Raw genomic sequence first — 22987 nt, 5'->3', positions numbered from 1 at the left:
GTCACGCGCGCGTGACGCCGCTCCGACAAACTTCCCCTTTAATGGCAGAAATTTGCGATGCAAACCCCGCTCGATCCCGACGAACTCCCCGGTACGCGGCGCACATCGTCGGTACGCAAAACTGGCGCAGATTCGGGGCGCCGCGAACAAATATATCCCGAGCTTCCCGACGAGGATCTAACCCGAATTGCACGCTTCGGCGAGATGCGCCACTGGCAAGACGGATCGTCCATCTTCAAAATCGGTGATCCCGGCTTCGGACTGTATGTCGTGCTCGCTGGGGAGATACGGGTCACCCGCCGCGACGCACTTGGTCGCTCCGCTGTGATCAACGAGCAGGGGGCGGGACAATTTGTCGGGGAAGTCGGGCAGATTTCCGGGGAACGGTGCCTCGTAGATGGATTTGCCGTTGGCGACGTCAGAGCGATTCATATTCGACCAGAGCAACTGCGCGCGTTATTGATCGCTGAAGCACAACTAGGTGAGCGCATCATGCGCGCACTGATTCTCAGACGCGTCGGCCTCATCGAGGGAGGAAGTGGCATTGTCCTCGTGACGGACTCCCAAACCACCAGATTAAATGCACTGCAGGCATTTCTCTCGCGCAACAATATCCCTCATACTGTGGTCAACGCAGAGGCGGATGCCGAAATCGCCCAGTACCTGAAGAAATGGTCGCCAGATGTATCGGACTACCCAGTTGTGCTTAGTCCCGATGGTTCTGTCCTTCTCGCGCCCACAGAAACACAACTGGCCGAAGCGTTAGGATGGTTGCCAGTCTTCGATTCCGATGAGGTTCTCGACGTCGCAGTGGTCGGCGCCGGTCCCGCCGGCTTGGCGACGGCGGTCTACGCGGCCTCTGAAGGCCTTCGAGTCGCGGTCCTGGATCGCCAGGCACCTGGCGGCCAGGCCGGTGCGAGTGCGCGAATCGAGAACTTCTTTGGCTTTCCCACAGGGATATCCGGCCACGCACTGACCGCTCGCGCGTTCGTGCAAGCACAAAAATTCGGAGCCCGTACCGCAATTCCGGTGCAGGCACACGCCCTGGATTGTGGATCGACTCCCTTCCGGCTGCAGCTTGGCAACCAGACGGCTATCCGTGCGCGTACTGTGGTAATCGCATCAGGCGCGGCGTACCGTAGACCTGATATCGAAGGGCTTGCGCGTTTCGAAGGGCGAGGTGCGTATTACTGGGCGTCGCCAGTAGAAGCAAAAATGTGCGCCGGGAAAGACGTCTTTCTCGTCGGAGCGGGCAATTCGGCTGGGCAGGCCGCGGTCTATCTGGCATCCCACGCACGGCGAGTTAGCATGATAGTGAGGGGCCCCAGCCTGAAAGCCAGCATGTCTCAGTACCTGGTTGAGCGCATTGCGTCACTGGAGAATATCGAAGTTCAGTACAACAGCGAAATAACCGCGCTTCACGGTTCGAGTAACCTCGAATCTGTGGAAATTGTCCAGACGTTACAGCGTCGTACGTACGCGACGGAGCACCTTTTTCTTTTTATCGGCGCTGTTCCCAATACGTCCTGGCTGACCGGATGCGGAGTGGCAGTTGATTCAAGCGGCTTTGTGCTTACTGGCACTGCGGCGTCGGCGCACGCAGCGGAGCATGAGACGAGCGTCAGCGGCGTTTTCTGCGCGGGAGACGTACGCCAAGGCTCCGCAAAACGCGTTGCTGCAGCAGTGGGCGACGGCGCCTCAGTGGTTGCCCAGATACATCAATACCTTGCGCAACTGAAGCCAACACAACCGGCGACGAGCGACTAATCGCCGACTTCAGGTCCGAACATCGGTCACTCGCGTTCTGAACAAGGTGGCCGATGACAATAAACCCGGCGACCCACAGCTAAGAAGCTAGATCCGGAGGCGGACTTGCGACAAGCGCTTCCGCCGCCGGATGAGCTTTGGAAGATATCGCTCAGTCGAGCGTGGCAAAGAGCAGATTCAGGCCCTCGGCAAGCAATGGGTGGGCAATGATCGCGTCGCGCACCGCTGTGTGCGGCACGCTGCCGAGCATCGCCATTTGCACGACAGACGTGACCTCGCCGGCGCCCGAGCCGACCATCGAAAACCCAAGAATCTGCCCCGAATCGGGCGCTACAAGTGCTTTCATAAAGCCGCGTGTTGTGCCATTGGTGCGCGCTCGCGGAACCGCTGCCATGGGCAGCCTGGCGACGCGAACCGGGATATCGAGCGACTTGGCGTCCGTTTCGTTTATGCCTATGCGCCCAGGTTCCGGATCCGTGAACAGCGCGTAGGGCACGATGCGCGATGCTGTGCTGGCTCGACGCCCTTCGATACCCGCTTTCAGCACGCGGAAGTCATCGAACGAAGCGTGCGTGAACATCGGTGTTCCCGCCACTTCTCCGATTGCCCACGTGTTCTCTGCAGATGTCGCGAGCGTGTCGTCGACCTTGATATAGCCGCGCTCGTTACGCTCCACGCCTGCAAGGTCGAGCCCTATATCGTCGGTTTGCGGGCGCCGGCCGGTTGCGACCAGAAGGTGTGTGCCCCCGATTAAGCGTCCGTCGTTGAGCTTCACCGTGACCTTGGCGCCAGACTTGCCTTCGACATGAACGACACGCGAAGCAAGGTTGAGGGCAATGCCATCTTCCACGAAGGCGCGCTGGATTTCGAGGCTTATGTCCTCATCCTCCCGCATCGCGACGCGAGGCAAATCGTGTATGAGTGTGACCTGGCTGCCGAGCCGCCGGAATGCCTGAGCCATTTCGAGCCCGATATATCCACCGCCAAGCACGATGAGATTCTCGGGGAGGACGTCGAGACTCAGCGCCTCTACGTGTGTCATTGGACTCGCGTCACGCAGACCTGGTATATTTGGAATCGCGGCCACCGTGCCCGTATTGATATATACATTGTCGCCCGAGAACAGTTGTTCGTTTCCGTCGTCCATTCGCACGAGAATTCGCCGCGGCGCGACGAAACTGCCGCTCCCAATCACGAGTTCGAGCCCGGACTGCTGAAGCGCGCGCCGATTGATCTCCACCATGCCAGTCACAACCCCGTTGACATTCGCATGAACGCTAGCCATGTCTGCCCGTAGATCAGGCTCGCTCGACGCGACGCGCCTTACGTGCATGTTTCGGGCATTCTGGATCAAGGTTTTGCTGGGAATGCACGCCACGTTGATGCATGATCCGCCTATCATGCCGCGCTCGATGACCGCTACGCGCCTGCCCTTCCGCGCCAAATCCATGGCAAGGGACTTGCCTCCTTTTCCGCCTCCGAGGAACAAATAGTCGAAGTGCCTGATATCCGCCATGTGAATCTCCTCAATGAGTCGCGCGAGCCCTGAACATCAGATCAGGCGAACGCGCGATGTAACATAAGTCGTGCGCGAGCTGTTACAAATCCAACTCTATCGCTTTGCGCACCCCAGCCCCATAGACGGGGTCGATCCGCTCGAAGTGCGCAAGCATTCGGTCGATGATGTCCCGCGGAACGCCGCTTATCGCGCGCGCGATGTTGCCAAAGAGCCGCTCACGCTGCGCTTCATCGAACAGCCGGAACAGCGCGCCCGGCTGGCTGTAGTAATCGTCGTCTTCGCGGTGATCGTAGTGATCGACCGCTCCGGCCGCGAGCGGCGGCTCACCGGCTTGCGGATGCTGCGCGAAGTCGCCGACACGGCTCGGTTCGTAGTTCACGTTGCCGCCCAGGTTGCCGTCGGAGCGCATCGCGCCGTCGCGATGGAACGAGTGGAACGGGCAGCGCGGCGCGTTCACCGGAATCTGGTGATGGTTCACACCGAGGCGATAGCGCTGCGTGTCGCCATACGAGAACAAACGCCCCTGCAACAAGCGATCCGGCGAGAAACCGATGCCCGGCACCACGTTCGCCGGCGTGAAAGCGGCCTGCTCGACATCGGCGAAATAGTTCTCCGGATTCCGGTTAAGCTCGACCGTGCCCACGTCGATCAGCGGATAGTCCTTGTGCGGCCAGATCTTCGTGATGTCGAACGGGTTGTACGGCACCTCTGCGGCATCGGCCTCGGGCATCACCTGAATGCGGAAATGCCACTTCGGGAAATTGCCCTTCTCGATCTCGTTGAAGAGATCGCGCTGCGCCGATTCGCGGTCCTGGGCAATCACTTGCGCGGCTTCGGCATCGCTGTAGTTCTCCACGCCCTGCGCAGACTTGAAGTGGAACTTCACGTAGAAACGCTCGTTGTTCGCGTTGATGAACGAGAACGTGTGCGAGCCGAAACCGTGCTGCTGGCGATAGTTCTTCGGAATGCCGCGATCGCTCATGAGGATCGTCACCTGATGCAGCGACTCCGGATGACGCGACCAGAAGTCCCACGCCGCCACGTTGTTGCGCAGGTTGGTGCGCGGATCACGTTTTTGCGTGTGGATGAAGTCGGGGAACTTGAGCGGATCGCGAATGAAGAACACCGGCGTGTTGTTGCCGACGACATCCCAGTTGCCCTCTTCCGTGTAGAACTTGATCGAGAAGCCGCGCACGTCGCGCTCGGCGTCCGCCGCGCCGCGTTCGCCGGCCACCGTCGAAAAGCGGATGAAGAGCGGCGTTTCCTTGCCGACATCGCTGAACACCTTGGCTTTCGTGTAGCGCGAGATGTCGTGCGTGACCTTGAGCGTGCCGAACGCGCCCGAGCCCTTGGCGTGGACGCGGCGCTCGGGTATCACTTCGCGGTCGAAGTGCGCGAGCTTTTCGAGCAGCCACACGTCCTGCAGCATGACAGGACCGCGTGGGCCGGCGGTCAGCGAATTCTGGTTATCGACTACCGGCGCACCGGCACCAGTGGTAAGCACCTTGTCGTTCATTTGCGTCAATTTCGTTGGTAAAGCGAATGGAATTGAACCGGTGAGCGTGAATCATCCGGTTAATTTGGCAAAATCGAGCGGCTTCCCCAAGCCGAAATCGACCACGTGCTTGAGCGCTTTCGGATCAGTGAGCAAATCAAAATGTCCGACACCTGGCAGCGCCAGCCAGACGGCGGATTGCCAAAGGGTGGCAACCGCCTTGGCTTGCTCAATGGGAACGATTTGATCGTTGGTCCCATGCACCAGGAGCGCTGGTAGAGACAAGTGGGGCGCTTGTCGCTCCATACTGATTTCGTCTGGATGAGTTCCCGTCATGGCGGACAACAGTTCGAGCCACTGTGGCAGCTCGGACGGCGGTAGCCCGGCCTCCGACGCAAAACGCCTCGCGAAGTGTCCATAGTTCGTCGGCGATGCCAGAATGGCGACCCGGTCCGCCCGGAGTCTTTTCGCAAGCGCATGCACGACACTAGCGCCACCGTATGAGTGTCCGACCGTATATGCAAACGGGCCAACGAGCGATTGAACCGCAGCAAGCGTGGCAGCGGCAAGCGGTATGCTCAGATGGGTGCCGCTCGAATATCCGTGCCCCGGCAAATCCGGCATCCAGACTTCGAATCCCTCGTCGGCGAGCGCGCCTGACAATGTGGAAAGCTCCGCAGCCTGGCTTTGCCACCCGTGGACAAGCAGCGCCCGCCGGCCTTTGCCCCGACGGTGAACGCGAATCTCGACTTGTCGACCATCCGGCCAATTGTGGGGTGCCGCGACCGAAAGCGTGACCGTGTCCACGTCAGGAGAAATCGTTCGCGGTTCCCTGCGCTTTACTGCCATGAAACGCCGCGCGAATTCCTCCAGCAGCGCGCGCAGCGCAGTGTCCCTGCCAAAATTGTCGTGACTCACGCGCTCGCTCCGTAGATGAAAGGCTCTGCTGAAGTCACACTGACGTCAAATAGCGGGCCGCCGGCAAATTGCTGGACAGGTGAGGGCCCATCGCGCTTCGCGCTGCTTCCAGTTGATCCCACAAATTGGCGTCATGCAGTGACGGAATCGTCACGCGTTCGCCAAGGTCAAAGCCCTTCAAGGCGGCATCCACCATATCGGACGCCGACATGACGATCTCTTTTGGCAGGTTATTGAGGGGGAGCCCCCCGATTTCCCAGAATTCCGTGGCCGTCGCGCCCGGCAATACGGCCTGCACGCGCACCCCCTTGTCCGCCAGTTCGTGATGCAACGACTGGCTCAGCGCAAGCACGAACGCCTTGCTACCTCCATACACACCGTTTAGCAGTTCAGGCGTGATTGCGGCGATAGAGGCAATATTGATAATCGCGCCGGCGCCACGTGACACGAAGCCCGGAACCGCGGCGTAAGTAAGACGGGTCAGTGCCGTGACATTCAAGTCGATCATGCGCGTCATGGCATCCACGTCGCTGTCGAGTAGCGGCTTGTGCGTGCCCACGCCCGCATTGTTGACGAGCAGGTTAATACTGGCGTCCTCGCGTAGTTTTGCTTCGATCGCGGCAAGCGCACTACGATCGCCGAGATCGGCCTCGAGCAACTGAACGCTCTGCCCCGTTTCATCGTTGATGCGCCGCCCGAGACTGCTGAGTCTCTCGCGATTGCGCGCGACGAGGACGAGGTCGTATCCGCGACGTGCGAGCCGGTCCGCATAGAGCGCGCCAATGCCGGAGGATGCGCCGGTAATCAGTGCGGTGCCTTGATGTGCTTGCGTCATGATCTTGCTTCTCCATGATGATTTCGAAACCTGATGAACCAGCACATAAAAGCGTGCGCTCCCGTCCTGATTCACTCGTCAGTCAGTGCGTTGCAGTCTATGTTTCCTCGGTCGCCCAGATCAACGAGTTGCGCCCATAAAGAGAATTCAGTTTCGCCAAAGAATGAAGCGATGGCGAATCGGCCCGACGTGCAATTTATATTTCAGGCAATCCGTCCGTTGACATCAACCCAGCCTGGGCTGTTCTGCCGAGTTTTGCGCGCCGATTTTTGTGAAACACATCGTCTGGCGGTCTTGCTTCACTGATTTCCGAAGCGCGCGTGAATGCTGTTTTCCGGATTGCCGTATTGGTTGTGCGTAGCACCACGGGTACGATTTATCAGGGCATGCAACCCGCTAGCAGTTCTGATTCACTTTAAATATCGGAGCCTCAATTGAAAAAGACGATTGCATCCGTGCTGTACGTAAGCTATCTCGCGTTTGGCATTCCGGCCCACGCCGTTGAAGAAACCTACACGCCGCCCGTCGTGACGCATGTCGCGCATGAAGACAGTGCGAAGAGCCAGAAGAAGGCGCAGCGAGCCGCCGACCGAGCGCTCTCGAAGCAGGTTCGCTCGGCGTTGACGAAAACGAAAGGGCTAGAGACTATCAACATCACCGTGCTGGCGCGCCGCGGAACGGTCAGCCTGATCGGATACGTGCCCGACAACGAACAGGTACAGCTCGCCGGCGACACCGCTGGCCATGTGGCTGGTGTGACTTCCGTGGCAAACAACCTCGTTCCGGGAGAACCGGGACACTAAGCCCCGATGGCGGCCGGGAGGCAACACGCGTGCGGAGGGACCGCCGTTGCTTCGTTACCCGCTTCCCTGGGCCGTCTTTTCATTCGGGAAAGTGCTTAGTCCCAATTCGAAGAAACTATTTCTGTATTTATTTGAAAATCACCTGGATTCAATGCTGGGAAAGGCTTTTGGACCGACAGACCTATTACCGTGACTTAACGGTCTTGGTAGACTTCGGAGGTCCAAAATCAACGAACACAAAAGAATGAGCACGCACCTGCCTCGCATAGGCGTAGCGACGAAGAACCGGAGCCGCCTCGCGGGTGACAACCCCATCAAGCCACTCACGCCACTTAACGTAGTTGGGCTTGTCATGGCCAACACGCTCGAGTTTTTTGACTTCTTCTTGTATGCCATGTTCGCGGCATATATTGGACGTACCTTTTTCCCACAGGGAACGGCGTTCGGCGGTACCCTACTTTCTCTGGCAACGTTTGCCGCGGGCTATCTGTCGCGTCCGCTAGGCGCACTGACGCTGGGCCGCTACGCCGACCGACGAGGGCGAAGACGCGCCGCACTGGTCACCGGAAGCCTCGTCACGTTTGGCAGCATTGGTATCGCCGTGGTGCCATCCTTCGATGCGATCGGTCTGTGGGCTTCATCGCTCGTTCTGATGTGTCGGATGATTCAGGGTTTTGCCATTGGCGGCGAACTGGGGGCGGTCAGTGCGCTGCTAGTGGAGCAAGGCCCCGCTAATCGACCCGCTACCGGAGGCGGTTACCAGATGGCTGGCCAAGGGGTTGCTCAGCTTCTAGCGGGGCTCGCTGGCCTTGCGCTGGTGCTGTATCTTCCCGCGCACGACCTGCAGGTGTGGGGCTGGCGACTGCCATTTGCTTTCGCGGCGCTGTTGCTGCCCGTCCAATTCTACCTGAGACGATCCGTGCAGGAATTTATCCCGCCGAGCGAAGGCAAAACCCGTCGTAGCCTGCAAGAGGCACGAAACTGGCTCACCCAGGCGCTGTGCGCAATCGGCATGATCTTCGGTGGCACCGTTCCGACCTATGTCGTAGTCTATGTTGCCGCTTTCGGCGTCTCGGGAGGACCGCCTTCGCCCTCGGCATCGTTTGCGACTGCCTCGGCAGTAGGCCTGGCGACGATGTTGGCGGGGCTGATCGGTGGTGCGATAGCAGACAAAATCGGCATAGGCAAAGTGATTGTCGCCGCGCGAATCGCGACGGCACTCACCGTTTACCCGGTTTTCGCGCTGCTTTCGGCGTACCATTCGCCCATCGTTAGCGCAGCGATGATTTCGCTCGTTGCGGCGTTGTCAGCGCTCGGCGGCGGCCCGACTATCGCATTCATTCTTCGCAAGTTCCCCGCTCGCCACAGGGCAACGGGCCTCGCATTTTCGTACGCAACCGGTGTCGCGTTATTTGGTGGGACAGCCCCGTTAATTGCGGCCGCGATTGCGCGTGCCACCGGCTCCGGCAGGGCAACGGCCTTGTATGTGATTCTCGCCGCCCTGGTTGCGCTCATTGCACAAGCTCGGTTGGAGCGCTCTCCCGACCACGCGATGCGCTAAACGTGGCGAAGGCGCCGCGACTGCGGCGGGGGAGCCTGGCTAGTTGCCCGATTCAGAAGCGTCGGACACAGGAAGCGTAAAGAAAAAGCTCGTTCCGAGTTGCGTCGCACTTTCCGCCCAGATGCGCCCACCGTGCGCTTCGACGATGGATCGTGCTACCACCAGACCCATCCCCATGCCGTTCACCTTAGTTGTAAAGAATGGCTGGAACAGCGACGCCAGAGTTTCGCCCGACATGCCCGCGCCAGTGTCTCGCACCTCGAATAGCGCTTCGCCGGAATCCGCTTTTCGGGCGAAAACTGTCAAATTCCGCTCCGCACCGTCGCGCGCGTCGATTGCGTGGATGCCGTTTAACAGTAAGTTGGCGAGAACCTGCTGAATCTGCACAGGGTCAGCAAAAATCGCGAGGTTCTCGTCCAGATGGCTTTCGATGACAATCCCTTTCGAATTCGCTTCCGGTGAAACCAGGAAAAATGCCGCGTCAACGGCGTCATTCACCGACGACGAAACCGAACGGACCGGCACCTTGCCGAGAAAGCCGCGAATCCTCCTGCAAATCTCCGTCGCGTCACGAGCCCAGCGTGCTGCGTCCCGGATAGATTCGGTCGCTTCTGCAATATGCGGCGTGTCATTGCCAAGCCATCGCAACGCCGCGTCCGCGGACGTGCGCGTGGCGGAAAGCGGCTGGCTGATTTCGTGGAGAATCGAGGCCGCCACTTCGCCAAATAGCGAGACCCGGGCTGAACGGGCCATCTCGGCGCGCATGGCCTGCATGCGGTCGTTGCTCTCCTTTTGCTCCGTCACGTCGAATCCATAGAAGCAAAGCCTGCGATACCCGTCCGCATGACCAGGTAGCGAACAGCGCCACACGATAGGAACCCGCTTACCAGAGAAAGTGACCAGCGTGCGCTCGCCCTGGCAGGCATTACGGCCCTCGAACATTGCGCGGTAAACGGCGATATTGCTCGTCCTGTCGGCTGGCAGAAGTTGCTTCGCGCGCTCGAAAAATGCGGCTTTGCTTCCCGCCTCGAATAGCTCGACAACGGCGTTGTTGGCCTCCACGAATGAATGCAGCATTCTCAGTTCAGCGACCGCGAACGGGTGCGCATCGAACCAGGCATCAATATCGGTTATGCCCTTGGCTCGCAGGTCCATGATGGCCGCATAGACCCTCGACCAGTCCTCGATCATGATAGGAATGGGCGCCGAAAGAAAAAGCTGGTTGCTTGAGACGTCCAGTGGCTGTGATCGCCCCTCCTGAAAGCGCTCGTCGTCTCGTGCGGGATGAAAACTCATTATTTTGGGAATCCGGTAATTAAGAATCCAGTCATGAGGCCGGGGTAAGCACGGTTGCCTAAAACACTGCCGGACGCACTTCTAAATCCTGCTCCAAAGCACAACCAGAACTATACCTTAGGATAGTGTTGCCTCGCACGCGAGCACGTTAGTCTGCTCAAGATGCAGCCACGCCCCTGATTCCGACCGCGAGCCGGGCGTTATGCGAGAGAAATCTGTGCGGACCAAAACTGTTTGCGTAATCGATGACGAACTGGCAATTAGGCAGTCGACAATGGCAATGGCCCGCTCCCTGGGCTATCACGCTTACGCATTCGCCTGCGCCGAAGACTTTCTCACCTCCGGCGTTCCCGAAAGAATCGACTGTCTAGTTTGCGACATCCAGATGAGTGGGATGTCCGGGACGGCGTTGCTCTCCCATATGCGGACGCTGGGAGAAGTGGTCCCGTTCATCTTCGTATCGGGCCACGTGACGGCCCATGACCACTTGGTCATCTCACGCTACGATGCTCCGCTTCTGGAAAAGCCCATCGAGCCCGACGAGCTCGCTGCTTTACTCGTTACGATTCTAGGGACACCGTAATCACCGCGCCCCTGCCAGCGAACATCGCTGACTACTCAATAGCAACGACTATCTTTTCAATCGTGCCAATATATACAAAGGTATAGATCAATATCGTCCACCGTCCAATGGAGTCAGGGAATTGCCGGAAATAGAATACGCCAGAGCAATTCGGATTGACCTTTGGCGGAGTCCAAAATGGATCGGTTTCTACACGCGATGTCGGTTTTCGCTTATGTAGCGAGATTGGGAACTTTCACCGCAGCGGCCGATGCGCTCGGAGTTGCCACGGGTTCGGTCAGCACTACCATTCGGCAGCTCGAGTCCTATCTCAATGTCACGCTGCTGCAGCGTTCGACTCGGGCAATGCGTTTGACCGCTGAGGGTGCCCAATATTACGAGCATTGCATCGGAGTTCTAGGCGAAATCGAAGCGATGACTCAAACGATGAGAAACACGGAGAACGTCGCAAGAGGACGTCTTTGTGTCGACATCGACCGTGAAGTGGCGAGTGTTCTGCTCCCTTCGATTTCCGAATTTAGAACCGCCTATCCGGATGTCCAACTCAAAATCGCCATTGGCGGAGACGCCGACGGGCTCATCGACAACGGGGTCGATTGCGCCGTGGTCGTGGGAAACCTGTCCGACTCCTCTCTCAAGAGTCGCCACCTAGGCGTCTTTCAGTCTGTCACCGTCGCAAGTCGCGACTACCTATCCAGACACGGTATCCCATCCGAACCAGAATCACTGCAAGAACACGTCGTTGTTCATTACATACCCAAGCGCTTCGGCAACGCAAGACACCTGCGGTTCCGCGCGGAGGGCGAAGATGTCGTTGTCAAAATGCCTGAGCGGGTTTGCGTCAACGATGCAGCGGCCGTGCTGCAGTGTGTGATCGACGGGACCGGAGTGGCACAGGTCTGCTACCTGATGGCACTCCCGCATTTGCGCTCTGGGCGCCTCAAGGAAGTCTTGGCGCATCGACGTCCATCGCCATTGCCAATCTCTGGCGTGTACGCCAACCATCGCCGCGCGCCGATGGCTCAGCGCGCTTTCATGGATTGGGCCGCCGATAAGCTGGAAGCTCACAGGCGACGTAGCGAAACCATCCATGTGCCACTTATCAGCGAAGCGCCACTGCGTGCCTGCCACATAGTGCCAACAGAGTGCCCCACCTATCTCTCCGCATTCGTCGTCGCAGTCGGCGAAGCGGCTGCCTGAAATGGCGTTACCACTAGTTCGCTACGGGAGGAATGGAAGATGCAAGAGACGCAAGAACATATCGTTCAGCGCGCATTGGTGAATCTGCTGTCACCGAGCGCCGTCAACGCCTCCAACGACGCCTACGAACGGGAGCTCACGATACGCGTGAGGCGGCGCGCGGGCGCCGCGCAACGCGTCGCTGCCGCGCCATGTCAACCTCCACCGCGACGTGTTTCCATTCTCGAGCAGCCATCCGCGCACGCGCTGACCGTTCTATGGAGCGACGCGTGTTCGGGTCACTACGCCGAACAGACGTGGCGCCTCACGTACGCGAAGCGGGACTCCAGGTGCGCGCTCAGCGGCGATCCCATATTCAAGGGCGACGAGATATTTCGCCCACGTGTCAAGCGGAACGCTCTCCCCTCAAATTGGGATCGAATGATACTCGCGAGCAAAGTCTGTTTTCGCGAATATGCCGTGTAATCCCACGCTTCAGTTTCGTAATATGGACTCGAATCAATTTGGTTACCAAAGGAACGATAAAAGTGAAAAGAATCTTGATTGCATTGTTACTGCTCTCCTCGTTTGCACGAGCGATGTTATCCACCAACGCGTGGGCCGGTCCGGTTCTAGAACAGGGAACTGGGGAATTTATCGACGCTCTGACGGCGAAGGGGGGGCCGCCCATCTACACGCTGTCGCCCGACGACGCACGCAAGGTTCTGATGGAAGCACAAAGCGCTCCGGTTAACAAGCTACCCGCTCGTGTCGAGGACCGAACCCTCGCAGTCGGTCCGACCGGCGAAGTCAAAATCCGCGTCGTGAAGCCGCGCAATTCGACAGGTACTCTGCCCGTAATCATGTATTTCCACGGCGGCGGTTGGGTGCTGGGCGACGCGACGACGCACGATCGGCTCGTAAGGGAACTCGCTAACGGATCCAATGCCGCAGTCGTCTTCGTCGAATACGATCGCGCTCCGGAGGCCCGCTACCCCACCGCCATCGAACAGGCCTATGCCGCCACCGTGTATGTCTCACAACACGGAAAAGAGTTTGGCGTAGATGCCACGCACATGGCGCTTGCCGGCGACAGCGTGGGCGGCAACATGGTCGCCGCGGTGAGCATTCTCGCGAAGGAGCGTCATGGGCCCAACCTGCGTTTCCAGGTACTGTTCTATCCGGTCACCGACGCGAATTTTGCAGACGGCTCCTACAACGAATTCGCGCAAGGGCCGTGGCTGACAAAGAACGCCATGAAGTGGTTTTGGGATGCCTATCTGCCCGACGTCGCGCGGCGCAAAGAAATCACCGCGTCGCCGTTGCAGGCGACGCCAGAAGATCTCAAGGGGCTGCCGCCGGCTCTCGTGATTACGGATGAAAACGATGTCCTGCGTGATGAAGGCGAAGCCTATGCAACCAAGCTGATGCAGGCCGGCGTTAGCGTCACGGCGGTTCGCTACCTGGGAAGTGTTCACGATTTCGTGATGCTTAACGCGTTGGCGAATACGCCCGCCACCCGCGCGGCGATTGACCAGGCGAATGCAATGCTACGGCGGGAGCTTCATTAACAACGCTGCGTGATTTGCCGGCAGCAGCATCCGTAGCGACCGATTCTGACGCCGGCTTTCGTGGCCGGCGCACGACACCACCTTGGAGAATTCGATGACACGACTCACCACACTCAAGCCCACTGACGCCACTGGCGAAATCGCTGCAGTGTTCGACCAAATCAAGGGAGCACTCGGCAAGGTGCCGAACGCCTACGCGACGATCGGCACGCACAGCCCTAGCGGGCTCGCTGCAATGCTGAACGTGGACGCGGTCATCGCGGCAAGTTCACTCGAGAAGGCCGACATTGAAGCGGTACGGTTGGCTGTTAGCGCATTGGCCGGTTGTGACTATTGCCTGGCCGCACACACAATGCTCGGCAAACTGGCGGGACTGTCCCCTGATGTCATGAAGAATATCCGGGCGGGCGGCGTCTCGGGAAATAGCCGTCGTGATGCCTTACTCACTTTCGTGCGAACGGTCGTTACGACCCGTGATACGGTCCCCCCGCACGTGTTGGAGGCGATCCTCGAAGCCGGCTATAGCGAGCGCCAGATAATCGAGGTCATTTTGGTCATCACGTCGATTGCTTTTACCAATCTGGTGAATCGCGTCAACGATACGACACTTGATTTTCCCAAGGTCGATTAAGTCTCGCATCGGGAATCCAGACCGCGCCGCCCGCGAGGATATGGACGGCGCAGTTTGACCGAAAATACGCCCCTTTTCGTCCTGTGCAGACGCATGCCTCCCCGACCTGACGAACTTCGATTCGTGTAACATCGGCTGGCCGTGGAACCGGCAACTGGCAAGCTCTTCCGCAGCATGCGCCCTGCACGCGTGAGCTCCCTCGACCGCGTTCCGCGATCTTTAAGAACACGTCTGTGGAGTGTGCGCAATGGTAGTCGGTCCGGCAGGGGGGGCAGGCGCCCCTATCGTCTATGTGGTTGACGACGACGACGCGATCCGGCGCTCGCTTTCGAACCTTTTGCTTTCTGTCGGGCTGCGCGTGCAGTCTTTCGGCAGCACTGGGGAATTTCGCGCGGCGCAATTGGCCAACGCTCCCAGTTGCCTTTTACTGGACGTCAGGCTGCGCGGTGAAAGTGGTCTGGCATTTCAGCAACAAGTTTCCGAGCGACCCGATATTCCCATCATTTTCATTACAGGCTTTGCAGACGTCGATATCTGCAAACGCGCAATGAAAGGCGGTGCGGTCGATTTTCTCGTGAAGCCTTTCGCCGACCAGGATGTTATCGATGCGGTAAATGGAGCACTCGCCGCGGACCAAAAGCGGCGTGAAAAGGTTCAGGCTCAAGCGGTCCTAACGCGCGCCTATGAACAGCTGACTCGCCGCGAACGCGAGGTGTTGGCCTTCGTCGTAAGCGGTGCATTGAACAAGCAAATTGCTGGGTGGCTCGGAGTCACCGTAATCACGGTGAAATTGCATCGCGCAGCGGTGATGAGGAAAATGGATGCCTCGTCGCTTGCGGACCTCGTGAGAAAGTCCGAGGCGCTCGGCATCGAAGCGCCTGCGGTGCCCCAAAATTGATCGCAATACCGCGTCGTGACAAGCGCTCTCTCGCGACATCTCACTTATTCTGAACGTCGGCAGCAAAATAATGCTCAAAACAAATGGCTGCGCGGATCCCGCGGCACGCCCAGAATGGATTGCTCCGCCGCTAACTACCGGGGAAACGTCGTGGAAATGAACGCGACGAGCTCACGAGGTGACATTGAATTCGGATTAACGACCGGCGAAGGTCAAGGGAACCGCATAGCTAGGAAACTTGCGCTTCGCGTCCTCCCCGTCTTCATGTTCGCGTACGTGGCGGCATATGTGGATCGTATCAACGTGAGCTTTGCGAAGCTCCAGATGGGACACGACCTCGGCTTCACTGACGCTGTGTTCGGATTCGGCGCGGGTACTTTCGCATTGGGTTACGTCGTCTTCGAAGTTCCGAGCAACATGATCTTGCAGCGTGTGGGTGCCAAACGATGGCTCACGCGCATCATCTTGACGTGGGCCATTGTTTCGGCGTTAACGACATTCATCTCCACGCCTAAGCAGTTCTACGTGATGCGCTACCTCCTCGGGCTAGCAGAAGCCGGCCTCGTTCCCGGGATTGTCTATTATATTTCCCAGTCATTTCCTCGCTACCACCGCGCAAGAACGTTATCCGCTTTTTATGCAGCGCTGCCTCTGGCCGGCCTGATTGGGTCGCCATTGAGCGGATTCATCATGGAATACTTTGATGGATTGGCGACGCTGCCCGGCTGGAAATGGATGCTTCTGGTCGAAGCCTTGCCTGCGTTCGGGGCGGCCATTCTTTGCTGGAGATACCTGGAAGACGACGTCACCCAGAGTCGTCACCACACCGACGTGGAAAAGGAATATCTCGCAAGCACCCTTGCTGAAGATCGCGCGATCGCGGCCTCCACGAACCACAGCGAAATGTTTACGAACTGGCTCTTTTGGACCTTTGGGCTGATTTACTTTCTCGATGTCTTTGGCATCTATGGCTATACGCTTTGGGTGCCCACCATGATCCATTCGCTGGGTGTCAAAGGGGATTTTCTAGTCGGTCTGATTGCGGCTTTACCCAACGCTGTGGCCGTTGTCGTCATGGTGATGGTCGGACGCAACGCCGACCGGTCCCGGGAACGACGGCTGCATACCGCTGCGTTGCTGCTGGTCGCAGCCGCAGGTCTCGGATTCGCATTGCTTTGGCACGACGATCTTTGGCTTACGGTCGCGGCGCTTTGTGTGGCCAATGCTGGGTTGCTTTCCGTTCCACCAGTTTTTTGGGGAATGCCATCTGCCGTACTCGGTCCTGGTACCGCGGCGAGCGGGATTGCCTGGATTAGTGCGATCGGGAACATTGGCGCGTTCTTCGGGCCCTATGTCGTTGGCTTGCTAAGACAGTCCTCCGGCAGCTTTGCACTTCCGGTATCCTGCATGATCGCGTGCCTTCTCGTCGGATTCTGTCTCACCCTGATGCTACCGAAACATATCGTCAACCGGTAAGCGGAGTCATCGTTGCGTCCAGCGTCGCATGATTGGGACGCTCGGTCGCGAATAACACGTGAGACCGGGCACGAAGGCGTGCTCGAAAGATTATTCCCCCCGCGGGGTGCAGTCCAAGCGAATTCGCGTCTAGCACGAGTTCTGGAAGCGAACGAGCGCCCATCTTTCGCATCGCTTGACCTCGATGAATCTTCACGGTGATCTCACTTACGCCCATCTCGCCAGCAATCTGCTTGTTCAGTAATCCGCGGACCACGTATGTCATTACCTCGCGCTCGCGAGGCGTTAGTGTTTCATAGCGACGACGAATATCAGCGGTCCGGCTGCGAGACCTCCGGCGGACCTCATCCCTCAATAGCGCATTTTGCACCGCGTCAAGCATCTCTTGATCGCGAAATGGCTTCGACAAGAAGTCGAAAGCTCCATTCTTCATCGCCTTTACAGACATAGCGACATCGCCGTGTGCCGTAATGAAAATAATCGGCAACTCCATGTCGCCGGCGATGACTTGCTCCTGTAACACGAGACCGCTTTGGCCTTTAAGCCGGACATCGAGAATCAGGCAACTCGGCACATCCGGGCGACTGAAAGCGAGGAATTCCTGCGCGGAGGCGAATAGTTCAACCCGCAAACCTACCGAACGAAACAACATACCGAGTGCGGCACGCATAGAATCGTCGTCGTCGACGACATAGGCGATGGAGCGCTTCGCAATGGAATCAGCATCATGAGTCATTCGACGGACTCCTTATTCAGCGGTAGCACGAACTGTATCAAAGCGCCTTTGCCCTCGTGTGACTCTGCCCAGATGCGACCTCCATGTCCCTCGACGATCGAGCGGCAGATCGAGAGACCCATTCCCACGCCTTCTTTTCGAGTGGTAAAAAACGGTGTGAAGAGAGAACCGGTGTTCGCTTCGCTAATGCCATGACCTGAATCTTCGATAGCGACTTTCGCACGTCCATTATCCAATTGCTGGGTCGAAACGATCAGGCATCGCGCGCGATGGGTAACGTCAGACATTGCCTGAACGGCATTCATGAGTAGATTGATGACGACCTGCTGTAACTGTACACGGTCTCCGCATACCGACAGTGACGGTGCATACGACTGTAAAACCTCTACATCGTTAGTTTTCAGATCCCGGCGCATGAGGTCAATCGACTGCTCGATGATGGCATTGAGATCCACCGGCAGTGAGTCCGGGTCGCGGCGTTTGGCCATCGCTCTGATCTGCCGGATGATTTCCGTCGCCCGTCTGGCGTCGTGGGTCATTTGCTCTACACTGTAACGCACTTCCTCAAGATCGGGCGTATCGCGGTTCAGCCAGCGCATGCCGGCTTCTCCCGCCGTCACGATCGCGGCCAGCGGCTGTGTGACTTCATGAGCGATGGAAGTGGCAAGCTCGCCGAGCATCGTGATCCGCGTGACGTGCGCGAGCTCCGCCCTCGATCGCTCAAGTGCCTGCTCGGCCCGTCGACGCTCCTCGATGTCCGTATTAACGCCATACCAGCGACGGATTCTCCCATCGCCGTCGCGCAACGGCGCTGCACCGATAATCATGCAGCGGTATCCGTCGACGCCAAGGCGGACTCTCGCTGTGACTTCGAAGCTGCTACCCGTCGATATTGCATTGCGCCATGCAGCTTCGAAACCGTTGATATCTTCGGGATGCACGATTTCGCGCCACACATTCTTCTCGTCTCCAATGCTGACGCCGCAATCGGACCAACGGCGATTGAGATACACGAGTCGGCCGGTGTCAGATGTGCTCCAAACCATCGCCGGAATGGCGTCGATCGTTGCAACGAGCTCCTCCTTTTGACGCCGCAATTCGGCTTCGAGAGACTTTGCCTGGGTGATATCACTGTCCGTCGACAGTATCGCGACAGGTTGTCCCCACTTGTCGCGGGAAACATTCCAACGACTGGAAATCACCACACCCGTTCCGCTCCTCGTCGTACGCGTGAGCTCGCCCCGCCAGTCGCCGTTCTCTAGTGCCATTTTGACCAGATCGGCAATCGGGAGCGCGGAATTCGTTTGGGTCAACCCGTGAATTTCCTTGCCCAAAGCTTCCGCCTGGCGCCATCCATACAATCGCTCGGCACCCTGGCTCCAGAAGCTGATACGACCATCAAGGCCGTACACGACGATTGCGTCATGGGTAAGATTCAGCAGGTCAATTTGCTTTTGCAGCATCACCCTGCTGCTTTGATTGCGCAATGCCAGCGCGGAAACGGTAACGATTGCGATAACGCTCACCACGCATCGGGCGAGTGACGCTACCGCGGTCTGGTCGCTTTGGGCCAGCAGAAATCCGAGTACCGTGAGGCAGACACACGCCCAAGCTGCGGCGACCGTGACGATTCGTGACGCAACCGACGAAACGAGCAGTACGACGACGGCATAGAGAACCGCAACCGCGACATCAACCGGCGCGAAGGCGTCAACCAGGAATATGACGACGCCGAGCACGATTGCGACCGCATATACTGCCCGTTGGCTTGCCAGCGGATTGCTCTCTGTATCGGCGCGCGGTATCGCGCCCAACGGCGCTTCGGGCGTCATATTCGCGCCGGGGTCGCGGCTTCGCTGAAGATCAGCATCCATACGTTGAACCTGAATGAAGAGCGAATTGTTGCGCGCTTTCACGCGTCTGCTGAGCCAATTTCTTCCAGACGCTGCTGGATTTGGGCGGGATCTATCGGTTTGCTGAAAACGCAGATCGCACCGAGCGTCATCGCCTGCTTAAGCGTTGCATCTGACGGAAACGCTGTGATGAAGATGATAGGTGGCGCGGAACCCAGCTGGAGTAGTGTCTCGTACATTTCCAAGCCAGTAATTCCAGCCATCTGAATGTCCGAAATGATGCAGGCGACGTCCGCGAACGAACTATCCTCCAAAAATGCCTCTCCGGACTCGTAAACTCTGACTTCCCATCCCAGAGAACGCACCAGACTTCTGGTTGCATTGCGCACAGAACGGTCATCGTCAACTATCGAAACAATACCCTGGTTAGACATGCAAGCGGGGTCCTTGGCCTTCAGTTCAGTTGCAGGATGGCGGGCGCACGAAGGCTCGAGGCCGAGACCCGAGCGCATCGTATGCCCCTGCGGGGAGCGCGAAAACTATACTTTTGTATAAGTTCCTTTATGCTGGCCAGCCGTTTGCGTCGCACGTACACCTCACGCAGTCGCTGCCGAAGCACCCATGCGCTCGAAACCTCGCGGTGAGATTGGCAAAGCCGACTGAAAGCCATCTATGTTCCAATATGAGTTCACTCCACTCGACATCGCTAGCGTAGGCTCGGCCAGGATGCCGGGCTGCTCATTTTGAGCAAGCTGGCTCTGAATCCAGTCAATGAAAGCGCGGATCGACATTGGGACTTGCCGCCGATCGGCATACAGCACCGAAATGGGCAAGGGCGGCGGACTGAATTCGCCGAGAATACTGACGAGTCGCCCCGCCGCGACATGTTCCGCCACCATCCTCTCGCATACCTGCGCGATTCCGACGCCTTCCACTGCGTATCGAACGGCCGAACGCGCATCATTGACAGAGATCCGCTCGGCGAGCTTGACCCGAGCCTCCGCGCCGCCCACCGAATAGCGGAATTCGCGTCCGGGACCGAAGCGACGCGGGTTGTAGTGAATGACATCGAGCCGATGCAGATCCTCCGGGTTGCGCGGTATTCCGCTTGCAGCCAGGTAAGAGGGACTGGCCACAGTCACCGCGCGGAAATCGCCGACGCGTCGGCTGCGCAGCGACGAATCGGTGAGTTTCCCCACCACGACGGCGCAATCGACCCCATTGACTATAAGGCCCTCTGCGTCGCCCCCAACATCGACTCGCAAGCCGACATCCGGATAGGTCGCCCGGAAGGACGGTAGGACCGGTAGGATCGCATGCGCAACTTCCTGGTCGACATCCACCGCGAGGCGACCCCTAGCGACTTTCCCAGCGCCGCTCAGATGCTGTTCCATATCTTCGATCTCGCCGAGAATTCGATCGCAGAGCTGCTGATACTGCTCCCCTTCCAATGTCGGTCGAACGCAACGCGTTGAACGCTGAAGAAGCGTCACACCTAGATGTCCTTCCAACTGACGAACGAGCGTACTCGCGGAAGCGGCGCTGATGCCCAGCGTCTCTGCCGCAGCAGTGAAGCTGCCAGCTCGTGCGACGTGGCTGAACACCGTCATTGCGTGCAGGGTGCGGTCCATGCTGTTCTCCGGAATTGTTGCTTGAGGAAATGGTAGGAGCAGTCTAGTAGACCGTCGTGCCGCGCAAAATCAGCTCCTCGGAAACGGCGCCTTATACGATGGTTTTAGAAGACGCAACACCGCTTGCGAGTCACCTCTGGGCAGTGGAGTCTCGAGTCGGCCCAAACAGAACCGATCGCCGGCGCTGCGGCAGTGTCAATTACGGGTGGTGTGGCGTTTTTCCGCTGCGTGTCACTTGCGACAAGGATGCACTTTGCTGGGTGCTTCTCGCTCGAAGCCGTGTTTTCATCATTACACGAGATGGCAGCAGTATCGGCAGACAGAGCAGCCGGAAGAGGTACCGGGCATTCAATCGTCAGTCATGGTGCGGCGACGGGCAAAGTACGACGACCACGCAGGGTCAAATGGATTGGCCCGGCCACGTACCTTCACGTGGCGAGCAATCGGAACCGTCGCAGCCCGAAACAGCCGGGTTACTCCGTGGACATGGGACCGGGCAGTAACTTGAACTTCTCTACTTTCCGTCCTCTGGGGCGAGTCTATGCGCGACCTGCTAGAAGGCGAAATTTCCGGGGAACATCACTACAGCCCTATACGACAGAGCTTGCCCCGTCGATCAAAATCGTTTGCCCGCTGATAAACGCTCCGGCAGGTGAAGCTAGCAGTACAGCTGCGCCCACCACGTCCTCGGGATCCGCCATTCTTCCCGCCGGAATCTTGGCGATGACCGCACGCTCCCGGTCCGGATCGTTCCATACCGCACGGGAGAAGTTTGTTCGCACGAAAGATGGCGCGATGGCGTTCGCTCTCACGTTGAACGGGCCCACTTCCACCGCTAGGCTACGGACAAGACTATTTAGTGCGGCTTTCGCCGCACCATAGCCTCCAAGGAGCGGAAGTGCGCGGACGGACCCAATGCTCGACATGAAGACGATACTCCCGTCCTTGCGTCTCACCATATCGGGGATGAACTGCTGAGCGACGGCGAGAGTGCCGCTGATAGTTTGATCAACAAACACTCCAAGCGCCGAACCATCGAGCGCCGTTGTCGGTCCAGAGGGAGGGGGCGGTGAGGTAAGGCAAAAGAGAATATCGACGTGACCATAGGCACTTCTTGCCTTGTCGCCGAACGTTTTGATTTCTTCGAGATCGAGTACGTCGCATCGCACACCCTTGACGTCGAGCCCGGACGCCGTGAGTTTTGCAACCGCTGATTCGACGTCCTCTTCGCGGTTGCTTGAAACAATTACCCGGGCCCCATGTTCGGCCAGCCCGCGAGCTATTGCGAATCCCATTCCACCGGTAGAACCGGTTAGCGCGGCAACTTTTCCAGTCAAGTCAAATCTGTTAAACATGACCAAATCTCCCATGCATTTGTAGATATCATGCACTCGTACGCGCTCCGTCCCCGCGTAGCGACCGCTAATCTGGGTTGTGCGCCGCATCCGCTACCAGGAACATAGTCGCCGTCCTTGCTCATTCAACGGGCATTTGGACAGATACCGCGGCCGCTCGAAAGCATCGCGCATCGCCTCGTAGGCGCGGCGTTCAATATCAGACATTGTCAGTTCCAGTTCCCTTTGCATCTGCATGTTCGAAATTCCCGTTTGGTCTTCGTCACGGCTTCCGGCCGGCAGCGGGGCGCTCACGCGCCGATTAGATTTCCTATCCGTTGCGTACTGCGTTGATGCAATCGCTGATGCCAACAGTGTCAGAAGGGGCGAAGCCAAGACGGGCCAATGCTGCAATCGCAATGTCCCGCGACCGATCCATCACCGCCGATTCGTCGGCGCTCGTTGCGCCGCCCGAGTCGGCGTGAGCGGCCATCGCAAGGCCATAGAATCGCCCCGCTTTGTCGATTTGCTTCTTCGTCAGCGCCATCACAATCTTCCGTTGTCGTTATGCACGCACTACGCGCTTCGCGTGGTCCGCAAGGCGACCGTAGCTTTGCGCTGCGCCTTTGGCCTTGCCCTCGGTAAAGAAGGAACGCAGGCGAGCGTCCTCCCACTCACCAGACAGCCACGAAAGAAACTCAACTTTCCACATGATCTTTTTCCTGGTCAAATTGGCCCGCGTGCTGCCTGCAATACAAAACCGGCTGGAACCGCCGCGCATCAACCCGACTATAGCGACGATTTCGCTTTGACAGTACTAGGGGTCCGGAACGTCCCACACCGCTTTGAATTCAACTCTACGGGCAGTTGTCCGACACAACGTCGGGGCCCTGTCGGGACG

23 protein-coding genes are annotated in these 22987 nt (G+C 58.4%); 10 read left to right on the top strand and 13 right to left on the bottom strand.

Going from position 1 to position 22987, the window contains the following annotated elements; all coding sequences use genetic code 11:
- Positions 1–57 precede the first annotated feature (57 nt).
- Positions 58–1767 carry an FAD-dependent oxidoreductase gene (locus tag G5S42_RS17450; RefSeq protein ID WP_176107900.1) on the top strand — a complete coding sequence of 570 codons (1710 nt, stop codon included), beginning with the start codon at positions 58–60 and terminating at the stop codon, positions 1765–1767.
- 151 nt (positions 1768–1918) lie between these two features.
- Here G5S42_RS17450 and G5S42_RS17445 read toward each other — a convergent pair whose 3' ends face one another.
- The 4 genes from G5S42_RS17445 to G5S42_RS17430 all read right to left on the bottom strand — a co-directional run bounded on the left by G5S42_RS17445 (position 1919) and on the right by G5S42_RS17430 (position 6534).
- The gene (locus tag G5S42_RS17445) at positions 1919–3283 is read right to left on the bottom strand and encodes an FAD-dependent oxidoreductase (RefSeq protein WP_176107899.1); all 1365 of its coding nucleotides are present in this window, start codon (positions 3281–3283) and stop codon (positions 1919–1921) included.
- Positions 3284–3365: 82 nt separating this feature from the next.
- Positions 3366–4802, bottom strand: a complete 1437-nt coding sequence (locus G5S42_RS17440; RefSeq protein ID WP_176107898.1) for a catalase — start codon at positions 4800–4802, stop codon at positions 3366–3368.
- Between the two features lie 51 nt (positions 4803–4853).
- A complete protein-coding gene (locus G5S42_RS17435; protein ID WP_176107897.1) occupies positions 4854–5699 on the bottom strand; it encodes an alpha/beta fold hydrolase in 846 nt (281 codons plus the stop codon).
- 34 nt (positions 5700–5733) lie between these two features.
- A complete protein-coding gene (locus tag G5S42_RS17430) occupies positions 5734–6534 on the bottom strand; it encodes an SDR family NAD(P)-dependent oxidoreductase (RefSeq protein WP_176107896.1) in 801 nt (266 codons plus the stop codon).
- Positions 6535–6968: 434 nt separating this feature from the next.
- Here G5S42_RS17430 and G5S42_RS17425 point away from each other — a divergent pair, with 434 nt between their 5' ends.
- Both G5S42_RS17425 and G5S42_RS17420 read left to right on the top strand, forming a co-directional pair.
- Positions 6969–7337 carry a BON domain-containing protein gene (locus tag G5S42_RS17425; RefSeq protein ID WP_176107895.1) on the top strand — a complete coding sequence of 123 codons (369 nt, stop codon included), beginning with the start codon at positions 6969–6971 and terminating at the stop codon, positions 7335–7337.
- Between the two features lie 352 nt (positions 7338–7689).
- Complete coding sequence (locus tag G5S42_RS17420; RefSeq protein WP_217709908.1) at positions 7690–8898, top strand: MFS transporter; 1209 nt, start codon at positions 7690–7692, stop codon at positions 8896–8898.
- A gap of 39 nt (positions 8899–8937) precedes the next feature.
- Here G5S42_RS17420 and G5S42_RS17415 read toward each other — a convergent pair whose 3' ends face one another.
- Entirely contained in the window at positions 8938–10194 is a 1257-nt protein-coding gene (locus G5S42_RS17415) for a sensor histidine kinase (protein WP_176107893.1), read from the bottom strand.
- A gap of 202 nt (positions 10195–10396) precedes the next feature.
- Here G5S42_RS17415 and G5S42_RS17410 point away from each other — a divergent pair, with 202 nt between their 5' ends.
- The 7 genes from G5S42_RS17410 (at position 10397) to G5S42_RS17380 (ending at position 16532) form a co-directional block, all read left to right on the top strand.
- Positions 10397–10777 carry a response regulator transcription factor gene (locus G5S42_RS17410; RefSeq protein WP_176107892.1) on the top strand — a complete coding sequence of 127 codons (381 nt, stop codon included), beginning with the start codon at positions 10397–10399 and terminating at the stop codon, positions 10775–10777.
- Positions 10778–10954: 177 nt separating this feature from the next.
- Positions 10955–11977, top strand: a complete 1023-nt coding sequence (locus tag G5S42_RS17405; RefSeq protein WP_176107891.1) for a LysR family transcriptional regulator — start codon at positions 10955–10957, stop codon at positions 11975–11977.
- A gap of 39 nt (positions 11978–12016) precedes the next feature.
- The gene (locus tag G5S42_RS45755; protein ID WP_176107890.1) at positions 12017–12442 is read left to right on the top strand and encodes a DUF3331 domain-containing protein; all 426 of its coding nucleotides are present in this window, start codon (positions 12017–12019) and stop codon (positions 12440–12442) included.
- Positions 12443–12555: 113 nt separating this feature from the next.
- Positions 12556–13527: an alpha/beta hydrolase gene (locus G5S42_RS17395; RefSeq protein ID WP_176110553.1), complete on the top strand. Its 972-nt coding sequence runs from the start codon at positions 12556–12558 to the stop codon at positions 13525–13527.
- A gap of 94 nt (positions 13528–13621) precedes the next feature.
- The gene (locus G5S42_RS17390) at positions 13622–14158 is read left to right on the top strand and encodes a carboxymuconolactone decarboxylase family protein (protein ID WP_176107889.1); all 537 of its coding nucleotides are present in this window, start codon (positions 13622–13624) and stop codon (positions 14156–14158) included.
- Between the two features lie 247 nt (positions 14159–14405).
- Positions 14406–15056: a response regulator transcription factor gene (locus G5S42_RS17385; RefSeq protein WP_176107888.1), complete on the top strand. Its 651-nt coding sequence runs from the start codon at positions 14406–14408 to the stop codon at positions 15054–15056.
- 150 nt (positions 15057–15206) lie between these two features.
- Positions 15207–16532: an MFS transporter gene (locus tag G5S42_RS17380; protein ID WP_176107887.1), complete on the top strand. Its 1326-nt coding sequence runs from the start codon at positions 15207–15209 to the stop codon at positions 16530–16532.
- Here G5S42_RS17380 and G5S42_RS17375 read toward each other — a convergent pair.
- From G5S42_RS17375 to G5S42_RS43820, 8 genes are all read right to left on the bottom strand, one after another.
- A complete protein-coding gene (locus G5S42_RS17375; RefSeq protein ID WP_176107886.1) occupies positions 16522–17268 on the bottom strand; it encodes a response regulator transcription factor in 747 nt (248 codons plus the stop codon). The genes G5S42_RS17380 and G5S42_RS17375 overlap by 11 nt on opposite strands.
- Positions 17265–19142: a PAS domain-containing sensor histidine kinase gene (locus tag G5S42_RS17370; RefSeq protein WP_176110552.1), complete on the bottom strand. Its 1878-nt coding sequence runs from the start codon at positions 19140–19142 to the stop codon at positions 17265–17267. Before G5S42_RS17370 ends, G5S42_RS17375 begins: the two co-directional genes overlap by 4 nt.
- A 38-nt stretch (positions 19143–19180) precedes the next feature.
- Positions 19181–19555 (bottom strand): response regulator transcription factor, encoded by a 375-nt coding sequence (locus tag G5S42_RS17365; protein ID WP_176107885.1) that lies wholly within the window; start codon positions 19553–19555, stop codon positions 19181–19183.
- A 162-nt stretch (positions 19556–19717) separates the two neighbouring features.
- Positions 19718–20752 (bottom strand): LysR family transcriptional regulator, encoded by a 1035-nt coding sequence (locus G5S42_RS17360; RefSeq protein WP_176107884.1) that lies wholly within the window; start codon positions 20750–20752, stop codon positions 19718–19720.
- Positions 20753–21342: 590 nt separating this feature from the next.
- Positions 21343–22107, bottom strand: coding sequence for an SDR family NAD(P)-dependent oxidoreductase (locus G5S42_RS17355; RefSeq protein WP_246392020.1), 765 nt, complete (start codon positions 22105–22107; stop codon positions 21343–21345).
- Between the two features lie 93 nt (positions 22108–22200).
- Complete coding sequence (locus G5S42_RS43825; RefSeq protein WP_217709905.1) at positions 22201–22401, bottom strand: hypothetical protein; 201 nt, start codon at positions 22399–22401, stop codon at positions 22201–22203.
- A 16-nt stretch (positions 22402–22417) separates the two neighbouring features.
- Positions 22418–22633 carry a hypothetical protein gene (locus G5S42_RS17350; RefSeq protein WP_176107883.1) on the bottom strand — a complete coding sequence of 72 codons (216 nt, stop codon included), beginning with the start codon at positions 22631–22633 and terminating at the stop codon, positions 22418–22420.
- A gap of 18 nt (positions 22634–22651) precedes the next feature.
- Complete coding sequence (locus G5S42_RS43820; protein WP_217709904.1) at positions 22652–22798, bottom strand: hypothetical protein; 147 nt, start codon at positions 22796–22798, stop codon at positions 22652–22654.
- Positions 22799–22987: the final 189 nt, after the last annotated feature.

This window comes from Paraburkholderia youngii, from assembly GCF_013366925.1.
Taxonomy (GTDB): Bacteria; Pseudomonadota; Gammaproteobacteria; order Burkholderiales; family Burkholderiaceae; genus Paraburkholderia; species Paraburkholderia youngii.
This window is presented reverse-complemented; position numbering and strand designations above follow the sequence as displayed.